The following is a 21,595-nucleotide window of genomic DNA, read 5'->3' on the forward strand; positions in this document are numbered from 1 at the left end:
TTCTGGCAGCAGCTCTGCATCCTTCTGGGCATCCTTCGCTAGAGTACCTGGCGAACAGGAGATAGTGAACCATGGAGTTCGCCTCTACGATGCGACGCGATGCGACCTTGCTCCGGCTGAGCCGGGGTGAGTCGCTGACCACCCCCGAACGCATCGTCGTCCTCGTCATCGCAGGCGGTGTCGTCGTCCTCGACGCGCTCAGCCTGGTCCTCACCCGCGGAGCCGACCCCGTCGCGACGCTGTTCAGCATCGTGACCACCTCGGCGTTCGCCCTCTACCTCTGGTCTCCGCTCTGGGCCACCTGCGCCCTCGGGATCATGTTCGTCCTCTCGTTCCTCACGGAGAACGAGACCCAGGTGCTGCTGGCCGTCGCCGTGGCGGCCGGCCTGATCATGCGCCTGGGCTGGACCTCGCTCATCCTCGCCTACGTCGGCGCCTTCCTGGTGGGCACCGGGATCATCGCCTACGGAGACCTCAGTGTCCCCGTGAACGTCGGCATCTACCTCATCGTCGCGACCCTGGCCGGCGCGATCGGCTTCGGCCTGCGCCTCGCCTTCGCGCGGGGCAGGCGGCTCGAACTGCAGCTGGAGCAGCAGGTCGCCGAGCAGGCCGAGCAGGAGCGCGAGGCCGTGCTCGCAGAGCGCCGGTGGATCGCCGGCGAGCTCCACGACAGCATCGCCCATCACCTCACGGTCGTCGCCCTGCACGTGCAGATGCTCGACGATGCGACCGTCAGCGCCTCCTCGCAGGAGGCGATCCGCATCGCCGCTCGCAAGGCCATGGCGGACCTCCGCTTCGTCATCGAACTCGCCGACGACGGGCCGCGCTCCGCGGGCGTGCAGACCGGAGACCTCGCGGCGGCGATCGACGAGGCCCGCTCCGAGTTCGAAGCGGCGGGGCACGACGTCGTCCTCCGCGGCGACCCTCGCGACGAACGCATCCCGCGCGCCGCCGAGATCATCCTCGCCCGGATCGTGCGCGAGTCGGCGACGAACGTCCTGAAGTACGCCGGCGAGGGCGCGGTCTCGGTCCTGCTCGACGTCGACGACGAGTCGGTCGCGCTGACGATCCTCAGCCCGCTCCCGCTGACGCCTCGACGCGAGCTCTCCTCCAGCGGGACAGGTCTCGGCCGTATGGCGGAGCGGGTCATCGGAGCCAGCGGCGAGTTCAGTGCCGGCGAATCCGAGGGTCTCTGGAGGGTGCTGGCCCGGGTCCCCCTGGTCTGAGCCGAAGATTTTCCGATATACCGGAATGCAACTCTGGCCGAAGGTCTAATGCCGTATCGACCTTTGGCCCTTATGACTGCACAGCGGCCTCACTACCGTGGAAGCAAGCCGAGAAGAGGCGTCCCCAGCGCCTTGGCCTGAAGCGTCCCCAGCGCTTCTTGCGATCGCGAGCGCGACCTCTGGCTTCTGAAACCCCAATCGCGCTCGCGATCGCCAACGTCTCGTCGGCCGGCGATCCGATCGCCGCAGCCGTGCCCGTCAGCCTCCGACCGCGCGCATGAAGTGGCCGTCGGTGGAGATCCCGGATGCCGCGACGGTGAAGCGCACGACCTCGCTGAGGTAGCGGTCCTCCGAGGCTTCGAAGATGCGGCCCTCCGCATCCCTCGACGTCCGGCTCAGTCGCAGGATCGGGGTGCCCTGCGGGACGCGCAGCAGCGCGGCGTCCTGCTCGTCTGCCGCGACCGCGTCGATCTCGTGCTGCAGTCCGACGATCGGGTGCCCGACCGAGGCGAGATGCTCGGTGATCGACACCGCGTCGAGGTCGACGTCGAAGAGATTCCGGCCCGCGTCCTCGGTGTAGAAGAGCCGCTCGAGCATCGTCGGGCGACCGTCGAGCAGCCGCAGTCGCACGACGCCCACGATGGTGTCGTCGGGGCCGACGCCGAGCGCCTCCGCCTTGGCTCCGGCGCGCCGGAGGCTGAGCTCCTGGGTCTGCGCTCCGGGTGTGACGCCGAGCTCCCTGGCCCAGCGCGTGAACGGCACCGACACGTCGACGGCCTGGTTCGCCTTGCGCGCCACCACGCGCGCGGGGCGGCCGCGGCTCGTCTCGATGAGCCCCTCGGATCTCAGCGCGGCGAGGGCGTTGCGGATCGGGCCGCGCGACGTGCTCCACCGCTGGGCGAGCTCGGCCTCGGTGGGCACATCGTCTCCCGGGCGCAGGATGCCGGCTGAGATCCGCTCGCGCAGGTCGTCGGCGATCTGGGTGTACACAGCTTCTGCCACATAGGCATACTACTTCGCCACCTCGCGCCAGGCCTGCACGTTCGGTTGATGTTAATGCGGGAGAACCGTGGGTAAACGAGGGTTGAACTCTTCCAAGTTAGGTATATTTCTCGGCTCGCCGCCTGAGAGAGTCTTCGTGGATCACCCCTCATACCCTGAAAGGTCCTCATGAAGCTCCGTGCTCTCCCCGCCCTCGCCGGCGCCGCGGTCCTCGCTCTCGGCCTCGCTGCCTGCTCCGGTTCGGCAGGCGCCACCGACGCCGGCACCGACGAGTCGTCCACGGGCTCCGGCTACGCGGTCGACGAGAACACCCTCGTCTTCGGCGTCGTCCCCGACTCGGTGGACACCGAGACCAACTATCAGCCGCTCATGGACTACATCGCCGAGATCACCGGCAAGACGGTCGAGTACCACGAATCGACCGACTACGCCGCCCTCATCGAGGCCGCGGTCGCGGGCAAGGTCGACGTCGCCTCGTTCTCCGGCTTCACCTACGTCACCGCCACCAACAACGGCGCCGAGCTCACCCCGATCTCCTCGATCGTCACCGAGGAGGGCCAGGAGCCGGGTTACTACTCGCAGGCCATCGTCCCCGTCGGCAGCGACATCGAGGGCATCGAGGACTTCGCGGGCAAGAAGGTCTGCTTCGTCGACCCGTCGTCGACCTCGGGCTATCTCTTCCCGTCGTACAACCTGCTCGAGGCCGGCATCGACCCGAAGAGCGACATCACGCCTGTCTTCGCCGGCAAGCACGACGTGAGCGTGCAGAAGGTGGGCGAGGGCGTGGAGTGCGAGGCGGGCTTCGCCGAGGACTCCGAGGTCGAGAAGTCGGACAAGGTGAAGGTCGTCGCCGAGACCATGGTGCCCGGTGCGCCGCTCGTCTACGCGTCGAGCCTTCCCGAGGAGGTCGCGACGCAGCTCGTGGACGGCCTCGCGGAGATCACCGTAGACGACATCATCGCCGCGGGCATCGACAGCGCCGACTCCGACGCCTTCCGCAGCGTCTTCTACGCCACGAAGCCGGTCGACGACGAGTACTACGACCTCATCCGCGACATCTGCGAGAAGACCGAAGCGGAGCAGTGCCAGGGCTGAAGCCCGGCACCGTCCACCACCGGTAAGAACACGGGAGAACCGACATGAACGCGGCATCCGACGCCCTCATCCGCCTCGACGGCGTGACGAAGACCTTCGGGTCGACCATGGCGCTGAAGGACGCTTCGCTCCAGGTCTCCCGCGGCGAGATCGTCGTCCTGCTCGGGCTCTCCGGCTCCGGCAAGTCGACCCTGCTGCGCCACGTCGACGGACTGGAGGTCCCGACCTCCGGCTCCGTCGAGGTGCTCGGCGCGCAGGTCCCGTCCCTCCGGGGCCGGGCTCTGCGCGCCCTGCGCAGCCGGGTGGGCTTCATCTTCCAGCAGTTCGAGCTGGTGCCCTCCCTGACCGTGCTCGAGAACGTCCTCACCGGTTCGCTCTCGACGGTCCGCGGACCGCGCCTCGGGCTGTGGGGTTACTCGAAGGCGGCCAGGCTGCAGGCGCTCGGGCACCTCGACCGGGTGGGGCTGCTCGACCGCGCCTATCAGCGCAGCGACACCCTCTCCGGCGGGCAGCAGCAGCGCGTGGCCATCGCCCGCGCCCTCATGCAGAAGCCCGACATCCTCCTCGCCGACGAGCCGGTCGCCTCGCTCGACCCCGAGTCGAGCGAGCAGGTCATGGCGCTCATCCGCGAGATCGCCGCCGACGAGGGACTCACCGTCGTCTGCAGCCTGCACCAGGTCGACCTCGCCATCTCCTGGGCCGACCGCATCGTCGGGCTCCGGCACGGCCAGGTCGTGCTGGACACCCCGACGACCGACCTCACCAAGGCCGAGGTCATGGAGATCTACGGCCGCGTCGCCACGACGACGGCGGAGATCCAGGCCGTGCAGATCGAGCTGGCGGATGCCGTCGCCGAGGTGGGTGCGTCATGACCGTCCTCGTGTCCGGCCAGGCGCGGCAGACGGCATCCGTCCCGCTCGCCGAGCGCGCCCCGAAGCGCCCGGTCTCCCCGGAGCGCATCGCCGCGGCCCTCACCCTGGTGGCCCTCGTCGTGCTCGGCGTGCTCGCCGTGAACGAGGTCGGCATCTCCGTCCCCGCCATGGCGGAGAGCTGGGGCAACGCGGAGAGGTTCTTCGCCCGCGTCGGCGCGCTCTCCTTCCCTGAACCCGGCGACCTGCTCTGGCTGATCGCACTCACCGTCGGCCTCGTGCTCACGGGCACCCTTCTCGCCGCCGTCCTGTCCATCCCGATCGCGTACCTCGCGGCGTCCAACACGACGCCGGGAAACGGCTGGCGCGCCGCCGCGCGCTTCCTCGGCGTGCTCGCCAGGGCCCTGCCCGACGTCGTGCTCGCGATGGCGTTCGTGCTGATGTTCTCACTCGGCACCCTGCCAGGCATCCTCGCCATCGGCATCCACTCCATCGGCATGATCTCGAAGATGTTCGCCGACGCGATCGAGCAGATCGACGAGGGTCCTCGGCTCGCGATCCGCGCCGCCGGAGGCACGAGGCTTCAGGAGTTCACCGCCGGCGTCCTCCCGCAGGTGCTCCCGAGCTGGGTCGCCACCGTTCTGCACCGCAACGACATCAACCTCCGCGGCAGCGTCGTGCTCGGCTACGTCGGCGTCGCCGGCCTCGGCCTCGAGATGTCTTATGCGTTCAAGTCGCTGAACTACGGCAAGGGCCTCGGCATCGCCCTCGTGATCTTCGTGCTCTGCGTCGTCATGGAGATCGTGTCGAGCCTCGTCCGCGGGGCGATGCTCGGCCGGCAGAGGCACACGCGTTCGTGGATCGACCGGATCATCCACCCGCGGCTGCCCGCGGCGGCGGCTGCGGCGGAGAAGCCCGCCTGGGCGGCGTCCCCGTCATCGGCCCTGCACCGACCGTGGACGGTGCAGCGCGTGCGGCACACGATCGCCGGCGTCGCGGCCGTGCTCGTCGTGATCGGCGGCATCGTCGTCAGCGACATCAACTGGACCGACCTCGTCACGTTCTGGGGGCGCATCCCCGAGGTCGCGGCGATGTTCTGGCCGCCCTCGTTCGGGAGCTACGACGCCGGAACCATGCTCGCCGCCATGCGCGACACCGTCGCGATCGCGCTCGCCGCCACCGTGCTCACGCTGCTGCCCTCGCTGCTTCTCGGCTCCCTCGCGGCGAGCAACGTCGCGCCGAGCGGCGGAGCGCGCGGCGCGGCCCGCTTCCTGCTCGTCGGCATCCGCGGCATCCCCGAGCTGATCCTCGCGATCGTGCTCGTCGTGATCACGGGTCTCGGCCCGCAGGCGGGCGTCATCGCCCTCGCGATCGGCGGGATCGGCCTGCTCGGCAAGCTCATCGCCGACTCCTTCGAGGAGGTCGACCGGGGGCCGGAGCGCGCTCTCCGCGCCGTCGGCGCCACCCGCCTGCAGACGTACGCCGCGGCCACCGTGCCGCAGGGGATGCAGGCGCTCATCGGCCACAGCTTCTACATGCTCGACACCAACATCCGCGCGGCGACCATCCTCGGCATCGTCGGCGGCGGCGGAGTCGGCTACTACCTGCTCAACGCCAGCCAGGGATCCCGCTACGAGACGGTGACCGCGATCGTCCTGATGATCCTCGCCACGGTGCTCGTCGTGGAGGGGCTCGCGATGTGGATGCGGAAGGTGTTCCGGTGAACCGCGCTGACGTCGTCGTGGCGGGCTCCGGCATCGTCGGCCTCGGAGCCGCCTATGCGGCCGTGCGCCGCGGTCTGCGCGTCATCGTCGTCGACCGCACGGACGCCCCCGTCGGCGCCACGATCCGCAACTTCGGGCACCTGTGCATCGGCGCGCAGGAGGGCGAGGCCCGCCGCTACGCAGACGCCTCCCGAGAGCTGTGGCTGCGCCTCTCCCGCGACGCCGGCTTCTGGCTGCGCGAGTCCGGCACGCTCGTGGCCGCCCGGCACGAGGACGAGCTCGCGGTGCTCGAGACGGCGGGCGACGGCATCCGGATGCTGGACGTCGACGAGCTCCTGCGCCTCGCGCCGCTCCGCCGCGAGGGACTTCTCGGCGGCGCGCACATCGAGACCGACCTGCAGACCGATCCGCGCACCGCGGCATCGGCCATCGTCCGTCACCTCGTCTCCCTCGGCGTCGAGTTCCGGTTCCGCACCGCCGTCACCGGTGTGCGCAGCCACAGGGTCGACACCACCCGCGGGCCGATCGAGGCGGGGCTGGTCGTCGTCGCGGTGAACCACGATGTCGACCAACTGCTGCCGGGGCTCGCCGAGCGCGTCGGCGTCGAGCGCTGCGCCCTGGACATGATGCGCGCGGCGGTCACGCTGCGGCATCCCCTGGCGGCTCCGCTGCTGACCGGCTGGTCGCTGATCCGCTACGGACGCTTCGCCGGAGCGCCGGAGGCCGCCGCCCTGCGCGAGCGCCTGCACGGGGAGCGCCCCGACCTCGCCGCCCTCGACCTCAACCAGATGTACACGCAGCTGCCCGACGGCACGCTCATCCTCGGCGACTCCCACGCGACGGCTCCGGCGCCGGCCCCGTTCCAGCCGGAGGCCGCGTTCGCTGCGTTCCTCGCCGAGGCCGAGGCGCTGTTCGACATGCCGGCGCCCCGTGTCATCGAGCGCTGGCAGGGCGTCTACGCCAAGGCGGCGGGGGAGTTCCTCGTCGAGCGCGTCGACGACGGGGTCCTCGCGCTCGCCGCGACCACCGGCATCGGGATGACCACGGGACTGGGTCTCGCCGAGGAGAACCTCACCGCCGCCCTCGGGGCGGCACCTGCAAGGGAAGGAACACCATCATGAACACGCCCCTGGAACTCGTCGTGCTCGACATGGCCGGCACCACCGTGCTCGACGACGGCGTCGTGGAGCAGGCGTTCGGCCGAGCGGCGGAGCGCACCGGCGTCGCGGAGCGGATGCCGTGGGCGGAGGCGCTCGAGTACGTGCGCGACACGATGGGCCAGTCGAAGATCGACGTGTTCACGCACCTCGCCGGCGGCGACCGCCTCGCGGCGGAGCGCGCCACCGCCGCGTTCGAGGGCGCGTACGCCGAGATCGTCGCGGAGCAGGGCGTGTCCGAGATCCCCGGCGCCGCCGACGCGATCCAGGGGCTGAAGGATGCCGGTCTGACGGTCGTGCTGACCACCGGCTTCGCGCCGGTGACCCGCGACGCCCTCCTCGACGGCCTCGGCTGGCGCGGTCTCGTCGAGCTCGCCCTCTCTCCCGCCGACGCCGGGCGCGGCCGCCCTGCCCCCGATCTCGTGCTCACCGCGCTGCTGCGCACCGGCGCCTCCTCGGTGCGGTCTGTGGCCGTCGCGGGTGACACGTCCAGCGACGTCGAATCCGGTCGCCGCGCGGGCGCCGGCTTCGTCGCCGGCGTGCTCAGCGGCGCCCACGATGCGGCGACCCTCACCGGCGCGGGAGCGGATGCCGTGCTCGCCGACGTCACCGAGCTGCAGGCCGCGCTCGCCGACCGCGGTCTGCTCCGCCTCGTCCAGACGACCTGAGCGGGAGCATCGTGGGCACCATCCTGATCCGTCCGCCGGGGCACCGCCGTGACGTCGCGCTGCGCCCGGCGGCCACCGCGATGGTCTGGATCGGAGAGGGGCATCCGCACGAGACGATCGCGGTGCCGGGGGTCGCGCTCGCCGATCACGACGTCCTCGTCGCGGTGGAGCTCTCCACGATCTGCGGCTCCGACGTGCATACGGTGCAGGGGCGGCGGTCGGCGCCGACGCCCCTGGTGCTCGGCCACGAGAGCGTCGGGAGGGTGATCGCGACCGGCGACGGGGGACCGCTCGCCGTCGACGGCGCCCCGCTGCGGATCGGCGACCGGGTGGTGTGGTCGGTGACGATCTCGTGCGGCGCGTGCGATCGCTGCGTGCAGGGCATCCCGCAGAAGTGCCGGGAGCTCGGCAAGTACGGACACGACCGGATCGGCGTGCACGGCGATCTCACCGGCGCCTTCGGGAGCCACGTGCAGCTGCGCGCCGGCACGGCGATCGTCCGCGTTCCGGAGTCCCTCCCGGCCGCCGTGCTCGCCCCGGCATCGTGCGCGACCGCCACCGCCCTCGCCGCGATCGCACGGGCCGCGCGGCACCGGGAGCTCGAAGGCGCCGCGGTGCGGATCCACGGAGCCGGCCTCGTCGGGCTGTCGGCGGCCGCGATAGCCGCCGAGGAGGGCGCGGTCGTGGAGGTGCTCGACCCGAATCCGCTGCGCCGCGAGCTCGCCGCCCGGTACGGCGCGACGGCACTCGATCGCGAGCCGGACGTGGTGATCGAGGCCTCGGGGCAGGCGGTCGCCGCAGCGCTGGACGGCATCGCGATCGGCGGCATCGTGGTGCTCGTGGGAAGCGTCTTCCCGGCGGACCCGGTGCCCTTCGACGCCGAGGGCGTCGTGCGGAAGCTGGTCACCGTCGCCGGCGTCCACAACTACACGGGAGCGGAGCTCGCCGAGGCGGTCGCGTTCCTCGCCGGCCGCGGCCGGGCGTACCCGTTCGCCGAGGCGGTGGGCGAGGTGCGTCAGCTGGCCGAGATCGACGAGGCGATCGCCGCGGCATCCGCTCCGGGAGCGCCTCTGCGGATCGGGCTGGCACCGGGACGCTGAGACGCGGAGGCCCCGTCATGACGGCGGGGTCCCGCCGGCCTGACCGCCTCGAGGTGCAGGACGAGGAGGCGCACCGCGGCGGCCGTCGCCTGCTCCAGCACCTGCTCGGGATCGCCCACGAGAGCCAGGGCGCGGTGGCCGCGACCCTCGGCGGTAGCCCACCCCAGATAGACCGTTCCGGCCGGATGCCCGCCCTCGGGTCCCGGCCCGCCGACCCCGGTCGTGGAGACGCAGATGTCGGCGTCGAACAGCGCCAGCGCGCCGGCGGCGAGCTGCTCCGCGCACGTCGCCGAGCACGGATCGGTGCCGGGGGTGAGCCCGAGCACCCGCTCCTTGACCTCGGTCAGGTAGGCGACGATGCCGCCGGCGAACCAGGTCGAGGCGGCCTCTGCGGCTCCGACCGTGTTCGCCAGCCGGCCGGAGGTGAGCGACTCCGCCACGCACACGCTCAGTCCGCGCTCGCGCGCGATGCCGCTCACCCTCGCCAGCTCCTCCATGACGGCCTCAGCGGGAGATGCTCTCGACGGTCTTGCCGGTCGCCGCCGCGGACAGCGACAGCGCGATGTCCGCCTGGCTGACGATGCCGACGAGCAGATGGTCCTCGATCACCGGCAGCCGGCGGATCTGATGCTCGCGCATCAGCTCGAGGGCGACGCGGATGTCGTCGCCGGCGTCGACGGTGACCGGCTTGCCCTTCGCCAGCGCCCCTGCCGGCGTCGTCTCCGGGTCCATCCCCGCCGCGATCGCGCCGACCACGATGTCGCGATCGGTGAGCATGCCCTTGAGCTTGCTGTCCTCTCCGCAGATCGGCAGCGAGCCGACGTCGAGGTCGGCCATCACCGAGGCGGCGATGCGCAGGGAGTCGTTCACGCCGATGCACCGCGGACTCGGCGTCATGATCTCGCTTGCGGTGGTCATCCTGGTCCCCTCATCTCGTGTCCGTTCGGTCTCCGTGCGGCCGACGATAGGCCCCGCCCTCCTCGACGGCGCAGGGGATTGACAAGACGGCGACCGCGAGTCAACCCCCTGGTCCTGCCGCCGCCCGGCGACGAGGGTGGATGCCGACACGGGGGAGGACGACATGTCTGATCGGACACAGGAGACCGCGGGGATGCGCGGCATGTTCTGGACCTGGGCGCTCATCATCGCGGGCGGACTCGCCGTGATGATCGCGATACCGCTGGGAGGGCGATGATGCGCAGAGCGTTCAAGGACAACGCGCTGAGCCTGTTCTTCCTCGCACTCTTCGTGCTGGCGCTGGCAGGTCAGGCCGTCGCCGGCTTCCTGCGGACGAACTCCGAGCTCGCGGACCACGGCCGCCCGCCGACGGACTTCGGCGCCTTCGTCACATCGTCTGACTTCCTCGTCGACGTCGCGGAGAACTGGCAGTCCGAGTTCCTGCAGTTCTTCCTCTTCATCGCCGCGACCATCTGGTTCGTGCAGCGCGGCTCGCCGGAGTCGAAGAAGCCGGGCGACGAGGGCCCGGGAAGCGACGCCGACCAGCTCGTCGGCGCCCACGCCCGCCCCGACTCCCCGCGGTGGGCGCGGGCGGGAGGATGGCGCACGTTCGTGTTCGGCAACTCGCTGCTCCTCGTGATGGGGGCGATCTTCCTGCTGTCCTGGTTCGCGCAGTCCCTGGGCGGACTCGTCGTGCTCAACGAGGAGAACGCGATGCACGGTGCCGCGGCGATCGGCTGGACCGACTACCTCGCCTCACCGGACTTCTGGGATCGCACCCTGCAGAACTGGCAGTCCGAGTTCCTCGCGGTGGGCACCATGGTGGCGTTCTCGATCTACCTCCGCCAGCGAGGCTCGGCGGAGTCCAAGCCGGTCGGCATCCCTCATCACGTCTCGTCGGAGGAATCCGACTGAGCCCCCGCGGGCGGACCCGATGACGTGCCCGTCCGCGGGTCCGCATGCGCGTCGCCGGCGGTGCCGGGATCGCCTGTCGGAGTGTCGGCTTCGCCTGAGTAGTCCGGACGCGGCGGCTGCAGCGGCTGATCGGAGTACTCCCCGCCCAGCCGGCCGCCGTACGGCCGCCCGTGATCGGCGAACTCGTCGCGCGCGTACACGAGCGTCCACGGTCCCAGCGTGAAGCGGAACCCCGTGCGCAGCGTCTCCGTGCGCTCGCCGCCGTGCGTGGCCTCCACACCGGGGCTCGCGCTGAGCTCACCGGCGCCGTGCAGCTCCAGCACGTACTCGTCGCGGTCGTCGTGGGTGATCGTGGCGTGAACGGCATCCGTGCCCTCGAGGCGCAGGTCGCAGCCGTCCGAGGAGCCGATGCGGACGACGTCCGCCTCCAGGGGGAACTCCGCTCGCTCCTCGTCCTCGCCGGTGATCCGCAGGTGCGGGTTCCCGGCGCCCCACGCCGCGTGGGTCGTCCCGGGCGTGTAGCCGTGGTCGGGTCGATCGTCGATGTGCCGTGCGTCCATGAGCCCTGGCCTCCTCGATGTCGTGTGCGTTTCCGAGATGACGAGGCTAGGCGCCCCGCGGCGCTCCGCGGAGGGGGTTGACTTCAGTTCGCGTCGATGTCGCTGGCGTTCCGGGTGCCGATGTCGACCTCGCCGTTCGAGATCATGTCGGCGGTGAGGAGCGTGATCCCGCCGCTGGAGTTGGCGGAGTTGGCCATCGCGGTGATCCACTCGGGCTGCAGCGGAGGGGGCACGGGGTCGTCGAAGACGAATCGCAGCGGGATCGACGGATGCAGCCAGATCGTCGATCTGCCTGCGGGATCGCCCTCAGGGTGCCGCCAGGACAGGGTGAAGCTCTCGTTCCGGCGCAGCTTGGTGGCGATCACCACCTTCAGGTGGGCGAGCGCCAGGTCGTCGATCGGGATCGGCTCCTGGGCATCGTCGTAATACAGCATGCCCATAGGGCCTACGCTACGCATAGGACCGCCGTTCCGACAGACCCTGTCGGGGCGCGATGCATGAGCCAGAAGGAGGAGCAGCCCGGATGGGAAAGTTCATCTACGAGGGAGATGTGAAGACCGAGATCGAGGACCGCGCGCTGACGCACCTGCAGCTGGTCATCACCGCCAAGCTCCGCCGCGGCGAGCCCTTCCCCTTCAGCTGGCGCGAGGACGCGAGCGTCGGCGGCGGCCGGACCACCGTCTGGGTACAGCCGGGCAGCTCGCTCGTCTTCAAGTACTTCGGCAGCCGGCAGCCGGCGATCAACCGGGCCTGGATCGAGGCGCTCGCGTTCACAGCCAACGCCCCGAGCGGTCTCTACCTGCTCCCCGAGCCGCCGGAGGCCGGCGAGGCCCCTGGCACGGGCGAGGTGCCGGTCACGCCGCCGCTCTGAGCGGCGGGCTCGTCGAGAGGGAACGGGCAGGCCGCGACCGAGTCGACCCCGGTGACCGTGACCCACCCGCCTGCGAGGAGGGCGGCATCGCTGCCCTCCTCCGGCGTGTTCGGCAGCTCTTCCACGGCGAGGCGTATGTACTGCGCATCGGACTCGGCCATGGTCATCTGGACGATGCCGAACGGGGCGAGGTGCGCCTCGCGGATGCCGCGCGGATCGGCGGTGTTGGGCACGTTGACGTTGATCACCGTGCCGGCGGGACGCCGCTCGAGCAGGGGCAGCAGGGAGATCGCGGCATCCGCTGCCGTCTCCCAGTGGAACACGTCCGGCTTCATGCCGACGTCCAGCGACACGGCGACCGCACGGGCGCCGTTGAGGCCGCCGGTGAGCGCGGCGCCCACCGTGCCGGAGTGCAGGATGGCGCGCCCGACGTTCGCTCCGTGGTTGACCCCGGAGAGCACGAGGTCCACGGATGCTCCGAAGGCGCCTCGCGCGGCGATGAGGGCGATGAGGCCGGGCCCGGCGTGCACGGCGTAAGCCGGGACGCCCTCCAGACCCGTCAGCTCCACCGTGTCGACGGCCACGCGACCGTCCTCCTCAGCCGCGACGATGGAGGCGCTGGAGCCGCTGGACTGCCGCACGGGCGCGGCGATCACGACGTCCAGCCCCTGCGCCCGCGCGGCCTGCGCCAGCGCGCTCAGCCCGGGAGCGTCGATGCCGTCATCGTTGGTGATGAGTGCCCGGGTCATGACGTCTCCTCCTCGGATGCGGATGCGGATGCGGATGCGGATGCGGATGCGGATGCGGATGCGGACTCGGATGCGGATGCGGACCCTGACGACGGCGGGGCCTGGCCGGGGTCGGCGAGGGCGGCGAGCCCGTCGGGGCTCACCGCGCCGGCGTCGGCATCCGTCGTCCCGCCTCCGCTCCGGTCGTGCACGGCGACCTCCTCGCGCAGCTTCAGGATCGTCGCGACGTCACCGGTGCCGAGTCCGTGCCGGGTGACGTTCAACGCGCCCGCGGCCGCGCCCAGTGCGATCGACGCCCGCACGGTGTCGCCCCTCGCCAGCCCGGCCGCCACGCCGGCGGTCAGGGAGTCTCCCGCGCCCCGCCTCTCGTTCTCCTCCAGCCTCGGAGGCACCACCTCGGCGATGCCGTGCTCGTCGAGCAGCAGCAGCGGCTCCGCGGCCCTCGTGGCGATGACGACCCCGGCGCCGCGCGCGCGCAGCTCCCTCATCGCCGCCATGACGGCGGGGATGGAATCGTCCGCCGCGAGCCCGGCGTCGACGAGCTCCTCATGGCTGACCTTGACGACGTCGACACGTCCGGAGACGACCGCGTCCAGACGGTCGCCGGCCAGGTCGGCGAGCACCGTGCGGCCGTCGTCGCGGAGGTCGATCGCAAGACGGCGGTAGACGTCGGCCGGCACCGCCGTCTCGCCGGCGGGGCCGCTGAGGATCACCACCCTCGACTCCGCGGCGGTGCGCAGCACGGCGCCGTACAGGTCGTCGAGCTCGTGCCGGCCGAGCGGGTCGCCCTCCTCCTCGGCGATCACGACCCGCTCGCCGCCGCGGCGGTCGTGCAGGTAGGCGGACCCGCGCCCGGAGCGCTCGATCGCGACGACCTCGATCTCCTCGTCCTCGAGCAGATGCCGCAGGACGACGCCGACCTCGCCGGTCAGCACGCAGCACAGCGTCACGGTCGTGTCCAGCCGCCGCAGCATGCGCGCCTGCCAGACGCCCTGGCCCCCGGCGTGGACGTGGATCTCCGATCCCTGCGGATGGTCCTCGATCGTGACCGTCAGGGTCGGCGACGGCGCGAAGATCGTCACATCGCTCATCTGGCACCTCCTGTTCGCGGCCTGGGCCTCGTTCCGGCGGATGCCTGCACGGTACCGGGGCGGCAGGACGGCCCCGAAGGGGATTGACCGACCGCGGCATCCGTCCTACAGGGCTGTCAACCCCCTGCCGTGCTCCGCCGCTCCCGGCGAGGATCGCGATCGGGCCCCCGGTCCGCCGAGGGCGCGACAGGAACGTCGAGGGCGCGACAGGAACGGAGGCCGGTGATGGACGGGAACCGTGAGCGATCTCTCTGGCGGGAGACGTCTCCGCTGATCGAGACGGATGCCGACCTGCCGATCGACGCCGACGTCGTCGTCGTCGGCGCCGGGCTGGCCGGGGCCGCCACGACCCTGATGCTGAGCAGCCGCGGTCACCGGGTCGCGCTCCTGGAGGCGCATCGCGTGGGCGCGCGGACCACAGGCGACAGCACCGCGAAGCTCAGCCTGCTGCAGGGCACGACGCTGAGCGCCGTGCTGGAGGGCTCTGGACCCGCGACCCTGCGCGCCTACGCGCAGGGGAACGAGCACGCCCAGCTGTGGCTCCGCGACCGCCTGCACGGCACCGGCGCCGAGGAGCGGCGCACCGCATACACCTACGCCACCGGCCCCGAGGGCGACGAGGCTCTGCGCCGCGAATCCGCCGCCTGCGCCCTCGCCGGGATCAGCGCGCGGCTGGAGGGGCCCGGTGACATCGGGCTCCCGTTCCCGGTGACGAGCTCTCTCTCCCTGCCGGACCAGTCGCAGCTGCATCCCATGGCCGTTCTCGCGCAGCTGCTCCGTGACGCCCGGCGGCACGGAGCGGCCGTCGTGGAGAACTGCCGGCTGACGGCCGTGCACGACGAGGCCGAGGGGCTCGTGATCGAGACGCCGCGGCGCACGATGCGGACCAGACTTCTCATCCTCACCACCGGCTTCCCCGCCCTCGACCGGAACGCGTTCTTCGCACAGCTCACGCCGTCGCGGCAGTTCGTCGTCTCCTACCGGCTGCCGGACGGCATCGATCCGCCCGAAGGCATGTACCTGTCGGCCGACCCGGTCACCCGGTCGCTGCGCACCGCCCGCGGCGCGGACGGCGAGACGCTGCTGCTCGTCGGCGGGGACTCCTACGTGCCAGGACGCGATCCCGAGACCGCGGAGCGGCTGGCGTCCATCGACCGCTGGACGACGGAGACGTTCCCCGGTGCGAGCCGGACCCGGTGGTGGGCGGCGCAGGACTACCGCATGGCGAACGGACGCCCGTTCATGGGCCGCGTCGCCGGCCACGCAGGCCGGGTGCTCGCGGCCACCGGCTTCGCCAAGTGGGGGATGACCAACGCCGTGGCCGCCGCGATGGCGCTCGCCGGACACGCCGAAGACGATCCGCCCGCCTGGGCGGCGCCCTTCGCCGAGCTGAGCACGGGGCGTCACGGCGCTGCGGAGATGGTGAAGGCGAACGCCTCCGTGGCGGCGGGGCTGGCGCGCGGCTGGGTGAACCCGGAGCAGTCGTACCCGGATGCCGGTGACGGCGTGCGGGCGCGGATCCGCCGTCGCGGGATCACCCCGGTCGCGGAGAGCCAGGTCGACGGCCGCGTCTGCGCGGTGTCGGCCGTGTGCACGCATCTCGGCGGGATCGTGCGCTGGAACAGCGCCGAGCGCACCTGGGACTGCCCGCTGCACGGGTCTCGCTTCGCCCCTGACGGGAAGGTGCTCGAGGGGCCGGCACAGCGGAATCTGGCGCAGAAGGGGCGGAGCGCATGACGGTGATCGGCTACCACGCCTCCCACGAGCAGCTCCCGCCCGGGATGCTCCTGACCGCGGTGCGTCTTGCCGAAGCGGTCGGCTTCGACGCCGCCATGTGCTCCGACCATCTCGCTCCGTGGAGCAGGGCGCAGGGCGAGTCGGGCTACGCATGGAGCTGGATCGGCGCCGCCCTGGCGCGCACGGACTTCCCGATCGGGATGGTCACGGCCCCCGGTCAGCGCTACCACCCGGTGATCACGGCGCAGGCGATGGCGACCCTCGAGGAGATGTTCCCCGGACGCTTCTGGGCGGCGCTCGGCAGTGGCGAGGCCCTGAACGAGCACGTCACCGGCGACCCGTGGCCGCCCAAGGCGGAGCGGGAGGCGCGGCTGCGCGACTGCGTGAGCGTGATCCGCCGCCTGCTCGCGGGAGACCGGGTGAGCGTGGACGCCCGCATCCGGGTGCATGAGGCGCGGATCTGGAGTCTGCCGGCCTCGCCGCCGCCGCTGCTCGGCGCCGCGGTGAGCCCGGGCACGGCGCAGTGGGCGGCGGAGTGGGCGGACGGGCTGATCACCGTGGGATCCGACCCCGCCGCGACAGCGGAGGTGCGGGCCGCCTACCGGCAGGCGTCGGGCCTCGGTCCGACGGTGCTCCAGCTGCACCTGAGTCTGGAGGACTCGGAGGACAGCGCACTGCAGGTCGCGCAGGAGCAGTGGGTGCACGCCACGGCTCCCGCGGACCGGATGTGGGACCTGCGCCAGCCCGAGGACTTCGAGGCCCTCGCGGATCCCACCGAGGAGAAGCTGAGGAGTGCGGTGCTCATCGGCTGCGATGCCGAGGACGTGGCGCGCCGCATCGCCGAGGCCGCCGGCGGGTTCGACGAGGTGTACCTGCACCATGTCGGCACCGACCAGGCGGCGTTTCTCCGGCGGTGCGAGTCCGAGCTGCTCCCGGCGCTGCGGAGCCGGCTGTGAGACCCGCGGACACCAGCGACCTGTGGTGGCGCACCGCCGTGATCTACTGCCTCGACGTGGAGACCTTCCAGGACTCCGACGGCGACGGCGTGGGCGACCTCGAGGGGCTCGCGAACCGCGTCGACTATCTGGCGGACCTCGGCATCACCTGCCTCTGGCTGATGCCCTTCCAGCCCACGCGCGACCGCGACGACGGTTACGACATCACCGACTTCTACGGCGTGGACCCCCGGCTCGGCGATCTCGGGCACGTCGTCGAGCTCCTGCGAATAGCCCACGGTCGCGGCCTGCGCGTGATCGTCGACCTCGTGGTGAACCACACCTCGGACCGGCATCCGTGGTTCGTCGCCGCCCGCCGTTCCCCCTCCTCCCCCTACCGCGACTACTACGTGTGGCGCGACCGCCCGCCGCGCGGGGCGAAGAACCTCGTGTTCCCGGGCGAGGAGCACAGCGTCTGGGAGAAGGACGAGCGCAGCGGCCAGTACTACCTGCACAGCTTCTACCGGCATCAGCCGGACCTGAACCTCGCGAACCCCTCGGTCCGCGCCGAGATCGCTCGGATCATCGGCTTCTGGACGCAGCTGGGCGTGGACGGCTTCCGGATCGACGCCGTGCCGTTCCTCATCCAGCATCCGGGAGGGCCGGAGACGGCAGACCCGCACGACTTCCTCCGTGAGCTGCACCGCTTCGTCAAGCGCCGCCAGGGGAGTGCGGCGCTGCTCGGCGAGGTGAATCTCCCGCACAGGGCCCAGCTGGACTACTTCGGGAAGAAGGGAGCGGAGCTCGATCTGCAGTTCGACTTCGAGACCATGCAGGCGTGCTTCCTCTCCTTCGTGCGGCATGACGCCCGGCCCGTCGCGGCCGTGCTGCGCGCACGACCGGAGGTGGACGTGAGCCAGGGCTGGGCGATGTTCCTGCGCAACCATGACGAGCTCACCCTGGATCAGCTCAGCGAGGACGAGCGGCAGGAGGTGTTCGAGGACCTCGCTCCCGACGAGCGGCAGCGCGTCTACGGCCGCGGGATCGTGCGCCGCCTCGCCCCCATGCTGCGCGGCGACCCGCGGCGGCTGCGGATGGCGTACAGCCTGATGTTCGCCCTGCCGGGCACCCCCGCGCTCTTCTACGGCGAGGAGATCGGCATGGGGGAGGTGCCGGGGCTGGGCGACCGGACGGCGGTGCGCACCCCCATGCAGTGGCGCCCCGAGCGCAAGGGCGGCTTCTCGACGGCGCCGGTGTCCCGCCGGCGGAGGGAGCTGGCGGAGAGCGGGTACGGGCCGGAGCACGTGAACGTGCACGAGCAGCAGCGCGACCCTGATTCCCTGCTGTCCTTCCTCCGGATGCTCATCACCCGCTACCGGGAGGCGCCGGAGATCGCATGGGGCTCCGTCGCGGTGCTCGACGTGGACGCCCCTGCCGTCCTCGCGCACACGCTCGGCGCGGGCGGAGCGGTCTTCCTCGCTCTGCACAACTTCGGCGACGAGCCCTGCCGGGTCTCGCTGCGCGCCGGGGCCGTGGGCGGCACCAGGCTCGACGATCTCCTGTCGTCGGCGCCGCCCGTGGTCGCCGGACGCGACGGCTTCGCGATCGACCTCGACGCCTACGGGTACCGGTGGCTGCGGGTCGTGGACGGAGGCTGAGGGGCGAGGCCCTCGGCGCCCGTGTCAACCCCCTGGCCGCACGGCGTCGCGACCGGAGAGGCTCGGGGGACGCCAACGGAACCGTCACGGAGGAGAGCCATGACCGCGAACATCCCCGACCCCCGGCACGCGCACCGCGCGGAGGGCTTCCCCGCCCAGCACCAGGACCAGCCGGGACTCACGGACGAGACCCGACCGGAGCCGGACCACGGCGAGGAGAGCTACGTCGGGCACGGCCGCCTCGAGGGCCGGCGTGCGCTCATCACCGGCGGCGACTCCGGCATCGGCCGCGCGGTCGCCATCGCCTTCGCCCGTGAGGGCGCCGACGTCGCGATCGTGCACATGCCCTCGGAGCAGGCGGACGCCGACGACACGCTCGCCCTCGTCCGCGAGGCCGGGCGCACCGGCGTGAGCATCGCCGGCGACGTGCGCGACGAGGCCTTCGCCACCGAGGCCGTGCACGAGGCGAGGCGCACGCTCGGCGGCCTCGACGTGCTCGTGCTCAACGCCGCCTACCAGCACGACATCGAAGGCTTCGAGTCGCTCAGCACCGAGCGGATGCGGCGGGTGTTCGACACGAACCTCGCGGGTCTTCTCTTCTCCGCGCGGGCCGCCTATCCGGACCTCGAACCCGGCGCGAGCATCATCGTGACGGCATCCGTCCAGGCGTTCCAGCCGTCGCCGGGACTCATCGACTACGCGATGACGAAGGCGGCGCAGGTGGCCTTCGTCAAGGCCCTGGCCGAGGAGGCGGGGAAGAAGGGCATCCGCGTGAACGCGGTCGCCCCTGGCCCGATCTGGACGCCGCTGATCCCCGCCACCGGCTGGGATGCCGAGCGGCTGGCCACCTTCGGCGCGGACACCCCGCTCGGCCGTGCGGGACAGCCGGCGGAGCTCGCCGGCGCGTATGTGTACCTCGCTTCCGCGGAGTCGTCGTATGTGTCGGGAGCGGTGCTCGCGGTGACCGGCGGCAAGCACCTCTGACCGCGGGCGGCCCCTAGGCTGGAGGGGTGCAGCAGGCAGCGTCGTCCCGTCCCCTCGTCGGCGTCGCGCTCGTCGTCGGCTCCTGCGCCTCTCTGCCTTTCGGCGCCGCCGTCGCCGCGCAGCTGTTCCCCGTGCTCGGCCCCTGGGGCGTCACCGCGCTGCGCGTCGCGATCGCCGCGCTGCTGCTGCTCGTCATCGTGCGTCCGCGTCCGCGTGGGTGGAATCGCGGCCAGTGGACCGCCGCCGCGTTCTTCGGCATCGCCCTGGCGGGGATGAACGGATTCTTCTACGCCGCGATCGATCGCATCCCGCTCGGTCCCGCCGTCGCGATCGAGTTCCTCGGCCCGCTCGTGCTGGCGGCCGTGCTCACCCGGCGCCTCGCCGACGCGGTCTGGGTCGGGGTCGCCCTCGCCGGCATGGCGCTGCTCGGCGCGGACGGCATGATCGGTGCCGACCCGCTCGACCCGCTCGGCGTGCTCTTCATCCTGATCGCCGCCGGGTTCTGGGCCATGTACATCCGCATGAGCGCCCGTGTCGGCGCGCTGATCCCGGGGAACAGCGGGCTCGCGGTCGGACTCATGGTCGCGGCGATCCTGCTGCTCCCGGTCGGGATCCCCGGCGCCGTCGTCGTAGCGGGGGATCCGCGACTGCTCGTGCTGGCGCTGCTCACCGCCGTGCTCGCCTCGGTGATCCCGTACTCCTTCGAGCTCGCCGCGCTGCGCCGTCTGCCGCAGCGGGTGTTCGGCGTGCTGCTCAGCCTGGAGCCCGCGTTCGCGACGCTCGCCGGCTGGCTGATCCTCGGCCAGGAGGCGACGGTGCTGCGGATGCTCGCGATAGGCCTCGTGATCGCGGCGAGCGTCGGCACCACGCTCGGCGTGCGCAGGGAGCGCCGCGAGCAGGGGCCGTTCACGGCGCCGATCCCGCTGCCGGACTGACCGGGATCATCGCGCGGATGCCGTCGACGGCAGCGGGTACCGCCGGCGCAGCAGCGCCCGCTGGACGAGCGTCCAGGCCACGGTCACCGTGAGGTAGAGCGCCGCCGCGAGCGGGAGGAACACCGCGAACACCGCCGTGAGGTGGTGCAGCGCGTCGATGAGTCAGGATTCCGGCACGGATGCCGGATCGAATGCACACCTGTCGGGTGGGATCGCCGGGTTCGGCCGGCATCCGGGGTTCCGACCTGACAGGTGTCCGCCGGCGACCTCGCGGGCGGGCGTAGCCTCGGGGTATGAGCGATCTGCAGACCCTCCTCGGCATCGAGCATCCGATCCTCCTCGGCCCGTTCGGCGGTCTGTCCTCCGTCGGACTGACGGCCGCGGTGAGCGAGGCCGGCGGGCTCGGATCCTACGGGCTCTACGGCTACGACGGCGACCGCGTCCGCTCGACGATCGCCGAGCTCCGGGCCGCGACGTCCCGCCCGTTCGGCGTCAACATCTGGCTGCCGACCGGTGATGAGGCCGAGCCGAACCCGCAGCACGCGATCTTCGCGCAGGCGCTGCAGCCGTTCTACGAGGCCGTGGGGGTGGAGGTGCCCGAGCGTCCGGAGCGCTACCTTCCGCCGCTCGCCGAGCAGCTCGAGGCGATCTGGGACGCAGCGCCGTCCGTGCTCAGCGTCGTCTTCGGCGTCCCGTCGGCGGGGGTGGTGGACGAGGCGCACCGCCGCGGCATCCGAGTGGTCGGAACCGCCACCACGGTGGCCGAGGCCGTCGCGCTCGCCGAGGCAGGCGTCGACGCCGTCGTCGCGACGGGTGCCGAGGCGGCCGGTCACCGGGTGTCCTTCCTGCGTCCGGCCGAGGAATCCCTCGTCGGGACGTTCGCGCTGGTGCCGCAGGTGGTCGACGCCGTCGGCGTGCCCGTGATCGCGGCCGGGGGCATCGCCGACCGTCGAGGCGTCGCGGCGGCCTTCGCCCTCGGGGCCTCCGGCGTGCAGGTGGGCACCGCGTTCCTCGCCACCGCGGAGTCCGCGGCGAACGACGTCCACCGCGCCGCGATCCGCTCGACGGCGGCGGACGAGACCGTGCTCACCCGTGCGATGAGCGGGCGCCTCGCACGGGGCGCCCGCAACCGCGCGGTGCGGGCGATCGAGGCGAGCGGGACGATCGCGCCGTTCCCGATGCAGAACTGGCTGACCGGTCGCTTCCGCACCGCGGCCGGCCAGCGGGGGCTCGGCGAGCTGCAGTCGCTGTGGATGGGGCAGGCCGCGCCCCTCGCCACGAGGGACGCCGCCGCCGACGTGTTCGAGGAGCTGGTCGCCGGCGTGCCCGTGTGAGTCGCGCGAACACCGGGGCGGCGTGGCC

At 72.0% G+C, this 21,595-nt stretch carries 22 protein-coding genes; 15 read left to right on the forward strand and 7 right to left on the reverse strand.

Annotated features, from left to right (window positions below):
* Window positions 1-71: 71 nt before the first annotated feature.
* Window positions 72-1,226 carry a sensor histidine kinase gene (locus G6G98_RS14075; RefSeq protein ID WP_164234341.1) on the forward strand — a complete coding sequence of 385 codons (1,155 nt, stop codon included), beginning with the start codon at window positions 72-74 and terminating at the stop codon, window positions 1,224-1,226.
* A gap of 258 nt (window positions 1,227-1,484) precedes the next feature.
* On the opposite strand, the gene G6G98_RS14080 is transcribed toward G6G98_RS14075, so the two are convergent.
* Window positions 1,485-2,228 carry a GntR family transcriptional regulator gene (locus G6G98_RS14080; protein WP_243842138.1) on the reverse strand — a complete coding sequence of 248 codons (744 nt, stop codon included), beginning with the start codon at window positions 2,226-2,228 and terminating at the stop codon, window positions 1,485-1,487.
* Between the two features lie 168 nt (window positions 2,229-2,396).
* Here G6G98_RS14080 and G6G98_RS14085 point away from each other — a divergent pair, with 168 nt between their 5' ends.
* From G6G98_RS14085 to G6G98_RS14110, 6 genes are read left to right on the forward strand one after another with little or no spacing between them, the layout of a single operon-like run.
* The gene (locus G6G98_RS14085) at window positions 2,397-3,323 is read left to right on the forward strand and encodes a phosphate/phosphite/phosphonate ABC transporter substrate-binding protein (RefSeq protein WP_067353992.1); all 927 of its coding nucleotides are present in this window, start codon (window positions 2,397-2,399) and stop codon (window positions 3,321-3,323) included.
* Window positions 3,324-3,367: 44 nt separating this feature from the next.
* Window positions 3,368-4,195, forward strand: coding sequence for a phosphonate ABC transporter ATP-binding protein (gene phnC, locus G6G98_RS14090; protein WP_067353996.1), 828 nt, complete (start codon window positions 3,368-3,370; stop codon window positions 4,193-4,195).
* A complete protein-coding gene (locus G6G98_RS14095; protein ID WP_164234342.1) occupies window positions 4,192-5,916 on the forward strand; it encodes a PhnE/PtxC family ABC transporter permease in 1,725 nt (574 codons plus the stop codon). Before phnC ends, G6G98_RS14095 begins: the two co-directional genes overlap by 4 nt.
* A complete protein-coding gene (locus tag G6G98_RS14100) occupies window positions 5,913-7,037 on the forward strand; it encodes a TIGR03364 family FAD-dependent oxidoreductase (protein ID WP_164234343.1) in 1,125 nt (374 codons plus the stop codon). Before G6G98_RS14095 ends, G6G98_RS14100 begins: the two co-directional genes overlap by 4 nt.
* Window positions 7,034-7,741 (forward strand): HAD family hydrolase, encoded by a 708-nt coding sequence (locus G6G98_RS14105; RefSeq protein WP_164234344.1) that lies wholly within the window; start codon window positions 7,034-7,036, stop codon window positions 7,739-7,741. Before G6G98_RS14100 ends, G6G98_RS14105 begins: the two co-directional genes overlap by 4 nt.
* A gap of 11 nt (window positions 7,742-7,752) precedes the next feature.
* Window positions 7,753-8,841 carry an alcohol dehydrogenase catalytic domain-containing protein gene (locus G6G98_RS14110; protein WP_084788355.1) on the forward strand — a complete coding sequence of 363 codons (1,089 nt, stop codon included), beginning with the start codon at window positions 7,753-7,755 and terminating at the stop codon, window positions 8,839-8,841.
* Here G6G98_RS14110 and G6G98_RS14115 read toward each other — a convergent pair.
* Both G6G98_RS14115 and G6G98_RS14120 read right to left on the reverse strand, forming a co-directional pair.
* Window positions 8,757-9,320: a CinA family protein gene (locus tag G6G98_RS14115; RefSeq protein WP_243842139.1), complete on the reverse strand. Its 564-nt coding sequence runs from the start codon at window positions 9,318-9,320 to the stop codon at window positions 8,757-8,759. The genes G6G98_RS14110 and G6G98_RS14115 overlap by 85 nt on opposite strands.
* A 25-nt stretch (window positions 9,321-9,345) precedes the next feature.
* On the reverse strand, window positions 9,346-9,759 hold the full coding sequence (locus tag G6G98_RS14120; RefSeq protein ID WP_067354013.1) for a CBS domain-containing protein: 414 nt from the start codon (window positions 9,757-9,759) through the stop codon (window positions 9,346-9,348).
* Between the two features lie 276 nt (window positions 9,760-10,035).
* Here G6G98_RS14120 and G6G98_RS14125 point away from each other — a divergent pair, with 276 nt between their 5' ends.
* Window positions 10,036-10,713 carry a DUF6766 family protein gene (locus tag G6G98_RS14125; RefSeq protein WP_067355106.1) on the forward strand — a complete coding sequence of 226 codons (678 nt, stop codon included), beginning with the start codon at window positions 10,036-10,038 and terminating at the stop codon, window positions 10,711-10,713.
* Here the strand turns inward: G6G98_RS14125 and G6G98_RS14130 are convergent.
* Window positions 10,686-11,273, reverse strand: coding sequence for an FHA domain-containing protein (locus tag G6G98_RS14130; protein WP_243842140.1), 588 nt, complete (start codon window positions 11,271-11,273; stop codon window positions 10,686-10,688). The genes G6G98_RS14125 and G6G98_RS14130 overlap by 28 nt on opposite strands.
* An 83-nt stretch (window positions 11,274-11,356) precedes the next feature.
* Window positions 11,357-11,713, reverse strand: coding sequence for a hypothetical protein (locus G6G98_RS14135; protein ID WP_067354016.1), 357 nt, complete (start codon window positions 11,711-11,713; stop codon window positions 11,357-11,359).
* Between the two features lie 83 nt (window positions 11,714-11,796).
* On the opposite strand from G6G98_RS14135, the gene G6G98_RS14140 reads away from it, so the two are divergent.
* The gene (locus tag G6G98_RS14140; protein ID WP_067354019.1) at window positions 11,797-12,144 is read left to right on the forward strand and encodes an ATP-dependent DNA ligase; all 348 of its coding nucleotides are present in this window, start codon (window positions 11,797-11,799) and stop codon (window positions 12,142-12,144) included.
* Here the strand turns inward: G6G98_RS14140 and surE are convergent.
* On the reverse strand, window positions 12,069-12,893 hold the full coding sequence (surE, locus tag G6G98_RS14145) for a 5'/3'-nucleotidase SurE (protein WP_164234346.1): 825 nt from the start codon (window positions 12,891-12,893) through the stop codon (window positions 12,069-12,071). The two genes, G6G98_RS14140 and surE, sit on opposite strands and share 76 nt — an antisense overlap.
* The gene (locus G6G98_RS14150; protein WP_164234347.1) at window positions 12,890-13,984 is read right to left on the reverse strand and encodes a PfkB family carbohydrate kinase; all 1,095 of its coding nucleotides are present in this window, start codon (window positions 13,982-13,984) and stop codon (window positions 12,890-12,892) included. The genes surE and G6G98_RS14150 overlap by 4 nt, the downstream gene beginning before the upstream one ends.
* A 225-nt stretch (window positions 13,985-14,209) precedes the next feature.
* Here G6G98_RS14150 and G6G98_RS14155 point away from each other — a divergent pair, with 225 nt between their 5' ends.
* From G6G98_RS14155 to G6G98_RS14185, 6 genes are all read left to right on the forward strand, one after another.
* Window positions 14,210-15,721 carry an FAD-dependent oxidoreductase gene (locus G6G98_RS14155; protein WP_164234348.1) on the forward strand — a complete coding sequence of 504 codons (1,512 nt, stop codon included), beginning with the start codon at window positions 14,210-14,212 and terminating at the stop codon, window positions 15,719-15,721.
* The gene (locus G6G98_RS14160; RefSeq protein ID WP_067354025.1) at window positions 15,718-16,677 is read left to right on the forward strand and encodes a TIGR03885 family FMN-dependent LLM class oxidoreductase; all 960 of its coding nucleotides are present in this window, start codon (window positions 15,718-15,720) and stop codon (window positions 16,675-16,677) included. Before G6G98_RS14155 ends, G6G98_RS14160 begins: the two co-directional genes overlap by 4 nt.
* The gene (locus tag G6G98_RS14165; RefSeq protein WP_164234349.1) at window positions 16,674-18,314 is read left to right on the forward strand and encodes an alpha-amylase family protein; all 1,641 of its coding nucleotides are present in this window, start codon (window positions 16,674-16,676) and stop codon (window positions 18,312-18,314) included. The genes G6G98_RS14160 and G6G98_RS14165 overlap by 4 nt, the downstream gene beginning before the upstream one ends.
* 99 nt (window positions 18,315-18,413) lie before the next feature.
* Window positions 18,414-19,298: an SDR family oxidoreductase gene (locus G6G98_RS14170; protein WP_164234350.1), complete on the forward strand. Its 885-nt coding sequence runs from the start codon at window positions 18,414-18,416 to the stop codon at window positions 19,296-19,298.
* Window positions 19,299-19,324: 26 nt separating this feature from the next.
* Window positions 19,325-20,233: an EamA family transporter gene (locus G6G98_RS14175; RefSeq protein ID WP_067354036.1), complete on the forward strand. Its 909-nt coding sequence runs from the start codon at window positions 19,325-19,327 to the stop codon at window positions 20,231-20,233.
* A gap of 293 nt (window positions 20,234-20,526) precedes the next feature.
* Window positions 20,527-21,567 (forward strand): NAD(P)H-dependent flavin oxidoreductase, encoded by a 1,041-nt coding sequence (locus G6G98_RS14185; protein ID WP_067354039.1) that lies wholly within the window; start codon window positions 20,527-20,529, stop codon window positions 21,565-21,567.
* Window positions 21,568-21,595 lie beyond the last annotated feature (28 nt).

Origin of the sequence: Microbacterium hydrocarbonoxydans (genome assembly GCF_011752045.1) — a bacterium.
Classification (GTDB): Bacteria; Actinomycetota; Actinomycetes; order Actinomycetales; family Microbacteriaceae; genus Microbacterium.

What these genes read in the sequence shown, in the direction of transcription:
- G6G98_RS14075 (WP_164234341.1), top strand. Translation starts at nt 72, where the DNA reads ATGGAGTTCGCCTCTACGATGCGACGCGATGCGACCTTGCTCCGGCTG.
- G6G98_RS14085 (WP_067353992.1), top strand. Translation starts at nt 2,397, where the DNA reads ATGAAGCTCCGTGCTCTCCCCGCCCTCGCCGGCGCCGCGGTCCTCGCT.
- phnC (WP_067353996.1), top strand. Translation starts at nt 3,368, where the DNA reads ATGAACGCGGCATCCGACGCCCTCATCCGCCTCGACGGCGTGACGAAG.
- G6G98_RS14095 (WP_164234342.1), top strand. Translation starts at nt 4,192, where the DNA reads ATGACCGTCCTCGTGTCCGGCCAGGCGCGGCAGACGGCATCCGTCCCG.
- G6G98_RS14105 (WP_164234344.1), top strand. Translation starts at nt 7,034, where the DNA reads ATGAACACGCCCCTGGAACTCGTCGTGCTCGACATGGCCGGCACCACC.
- G6G98_RS14120 (WP_067354013.1), bottom strand. Translation starts at nt 9,759, where the DNA reads ATGACCACCGCAAGCGAGATCATGACGCCGAGTCCGCGGTGCATCGGC.
- G6G98_RS14125 (WP_067355106.1), top strand. Translation starts at nt 10,036, where the DNA reads ATGCGCAGAGCGTTCAAGGACAACGCGCTGAGCCTGTTCTTCCTCGCA.
- G6G98_RS14130 (WP_243842140.1), bottom strand. Translation starts at nt 11,273, where the DNA reads ATGGACGCACGGCACATCGACGATCGACCCGACCACGGCTACACGCCC.
- G6G98_RS14135 (WP_067354016.1), bottom strand. Translation starts at nt 11,713, where the DNA reads ATGGGCATGCTGTATTACGACGATGCCCAGGAGCCGATCCCGATCGAC.
- G6G98_RS14140 (WP_067354019.1), top strand. Translation starts at nt 11,797, where the DNA reads ATGGGAAAGTTCATCTACGAGGGAGATGTGAAGACCGAGATCGAGGAC.
- surE (WP_164234346.1), bottom strand. Translation starts at nt 12,893, where the DNA reads ATGACCCGGGCACTCATCACCAACGATGACGGCATCGACGCTCCCGGG.
- G6G98_RS14150 (WP_164234347.1), bottom strand. Translation starts at nt 13,984, where the DNA reads ATGAGCGATGTGACGATCTTCGCGCCGTCGCCGACCCTGACGGTCACG.
- G6G98_RS14155 (WP_164234348.1), top strand. Translation starts at nt 14,210, where the DNA reads ATGGACGGGAACCGTGAGCGATCTCTCTGGCGGGAGACGTCTCCGCTG.
- G6G98_RS14160 (WP_067354025.1), top strand. Translation starts at nt 15,718, where the DNA reads ATGACGGTGATCGGCTACCACGCCTCCCACGAGCAGCTCCCGCCCGGG.
- G6G98_RS14170 (WP_164234350.1), top strand. Translation starts at nt 18,414, where the DNA reads ATGACCGCGAACATCCCCGACCCCCGGCACGCGCACCGCGCGGAGGGC.
- G6G98_RS14185 (WP_067354039.1), top strand. Translation starts at nt 20,527, where the DNA reads ATGAGCGATCTGCAGACCCTCCTCGGCATCGAGCATCCGATCCTCCTC.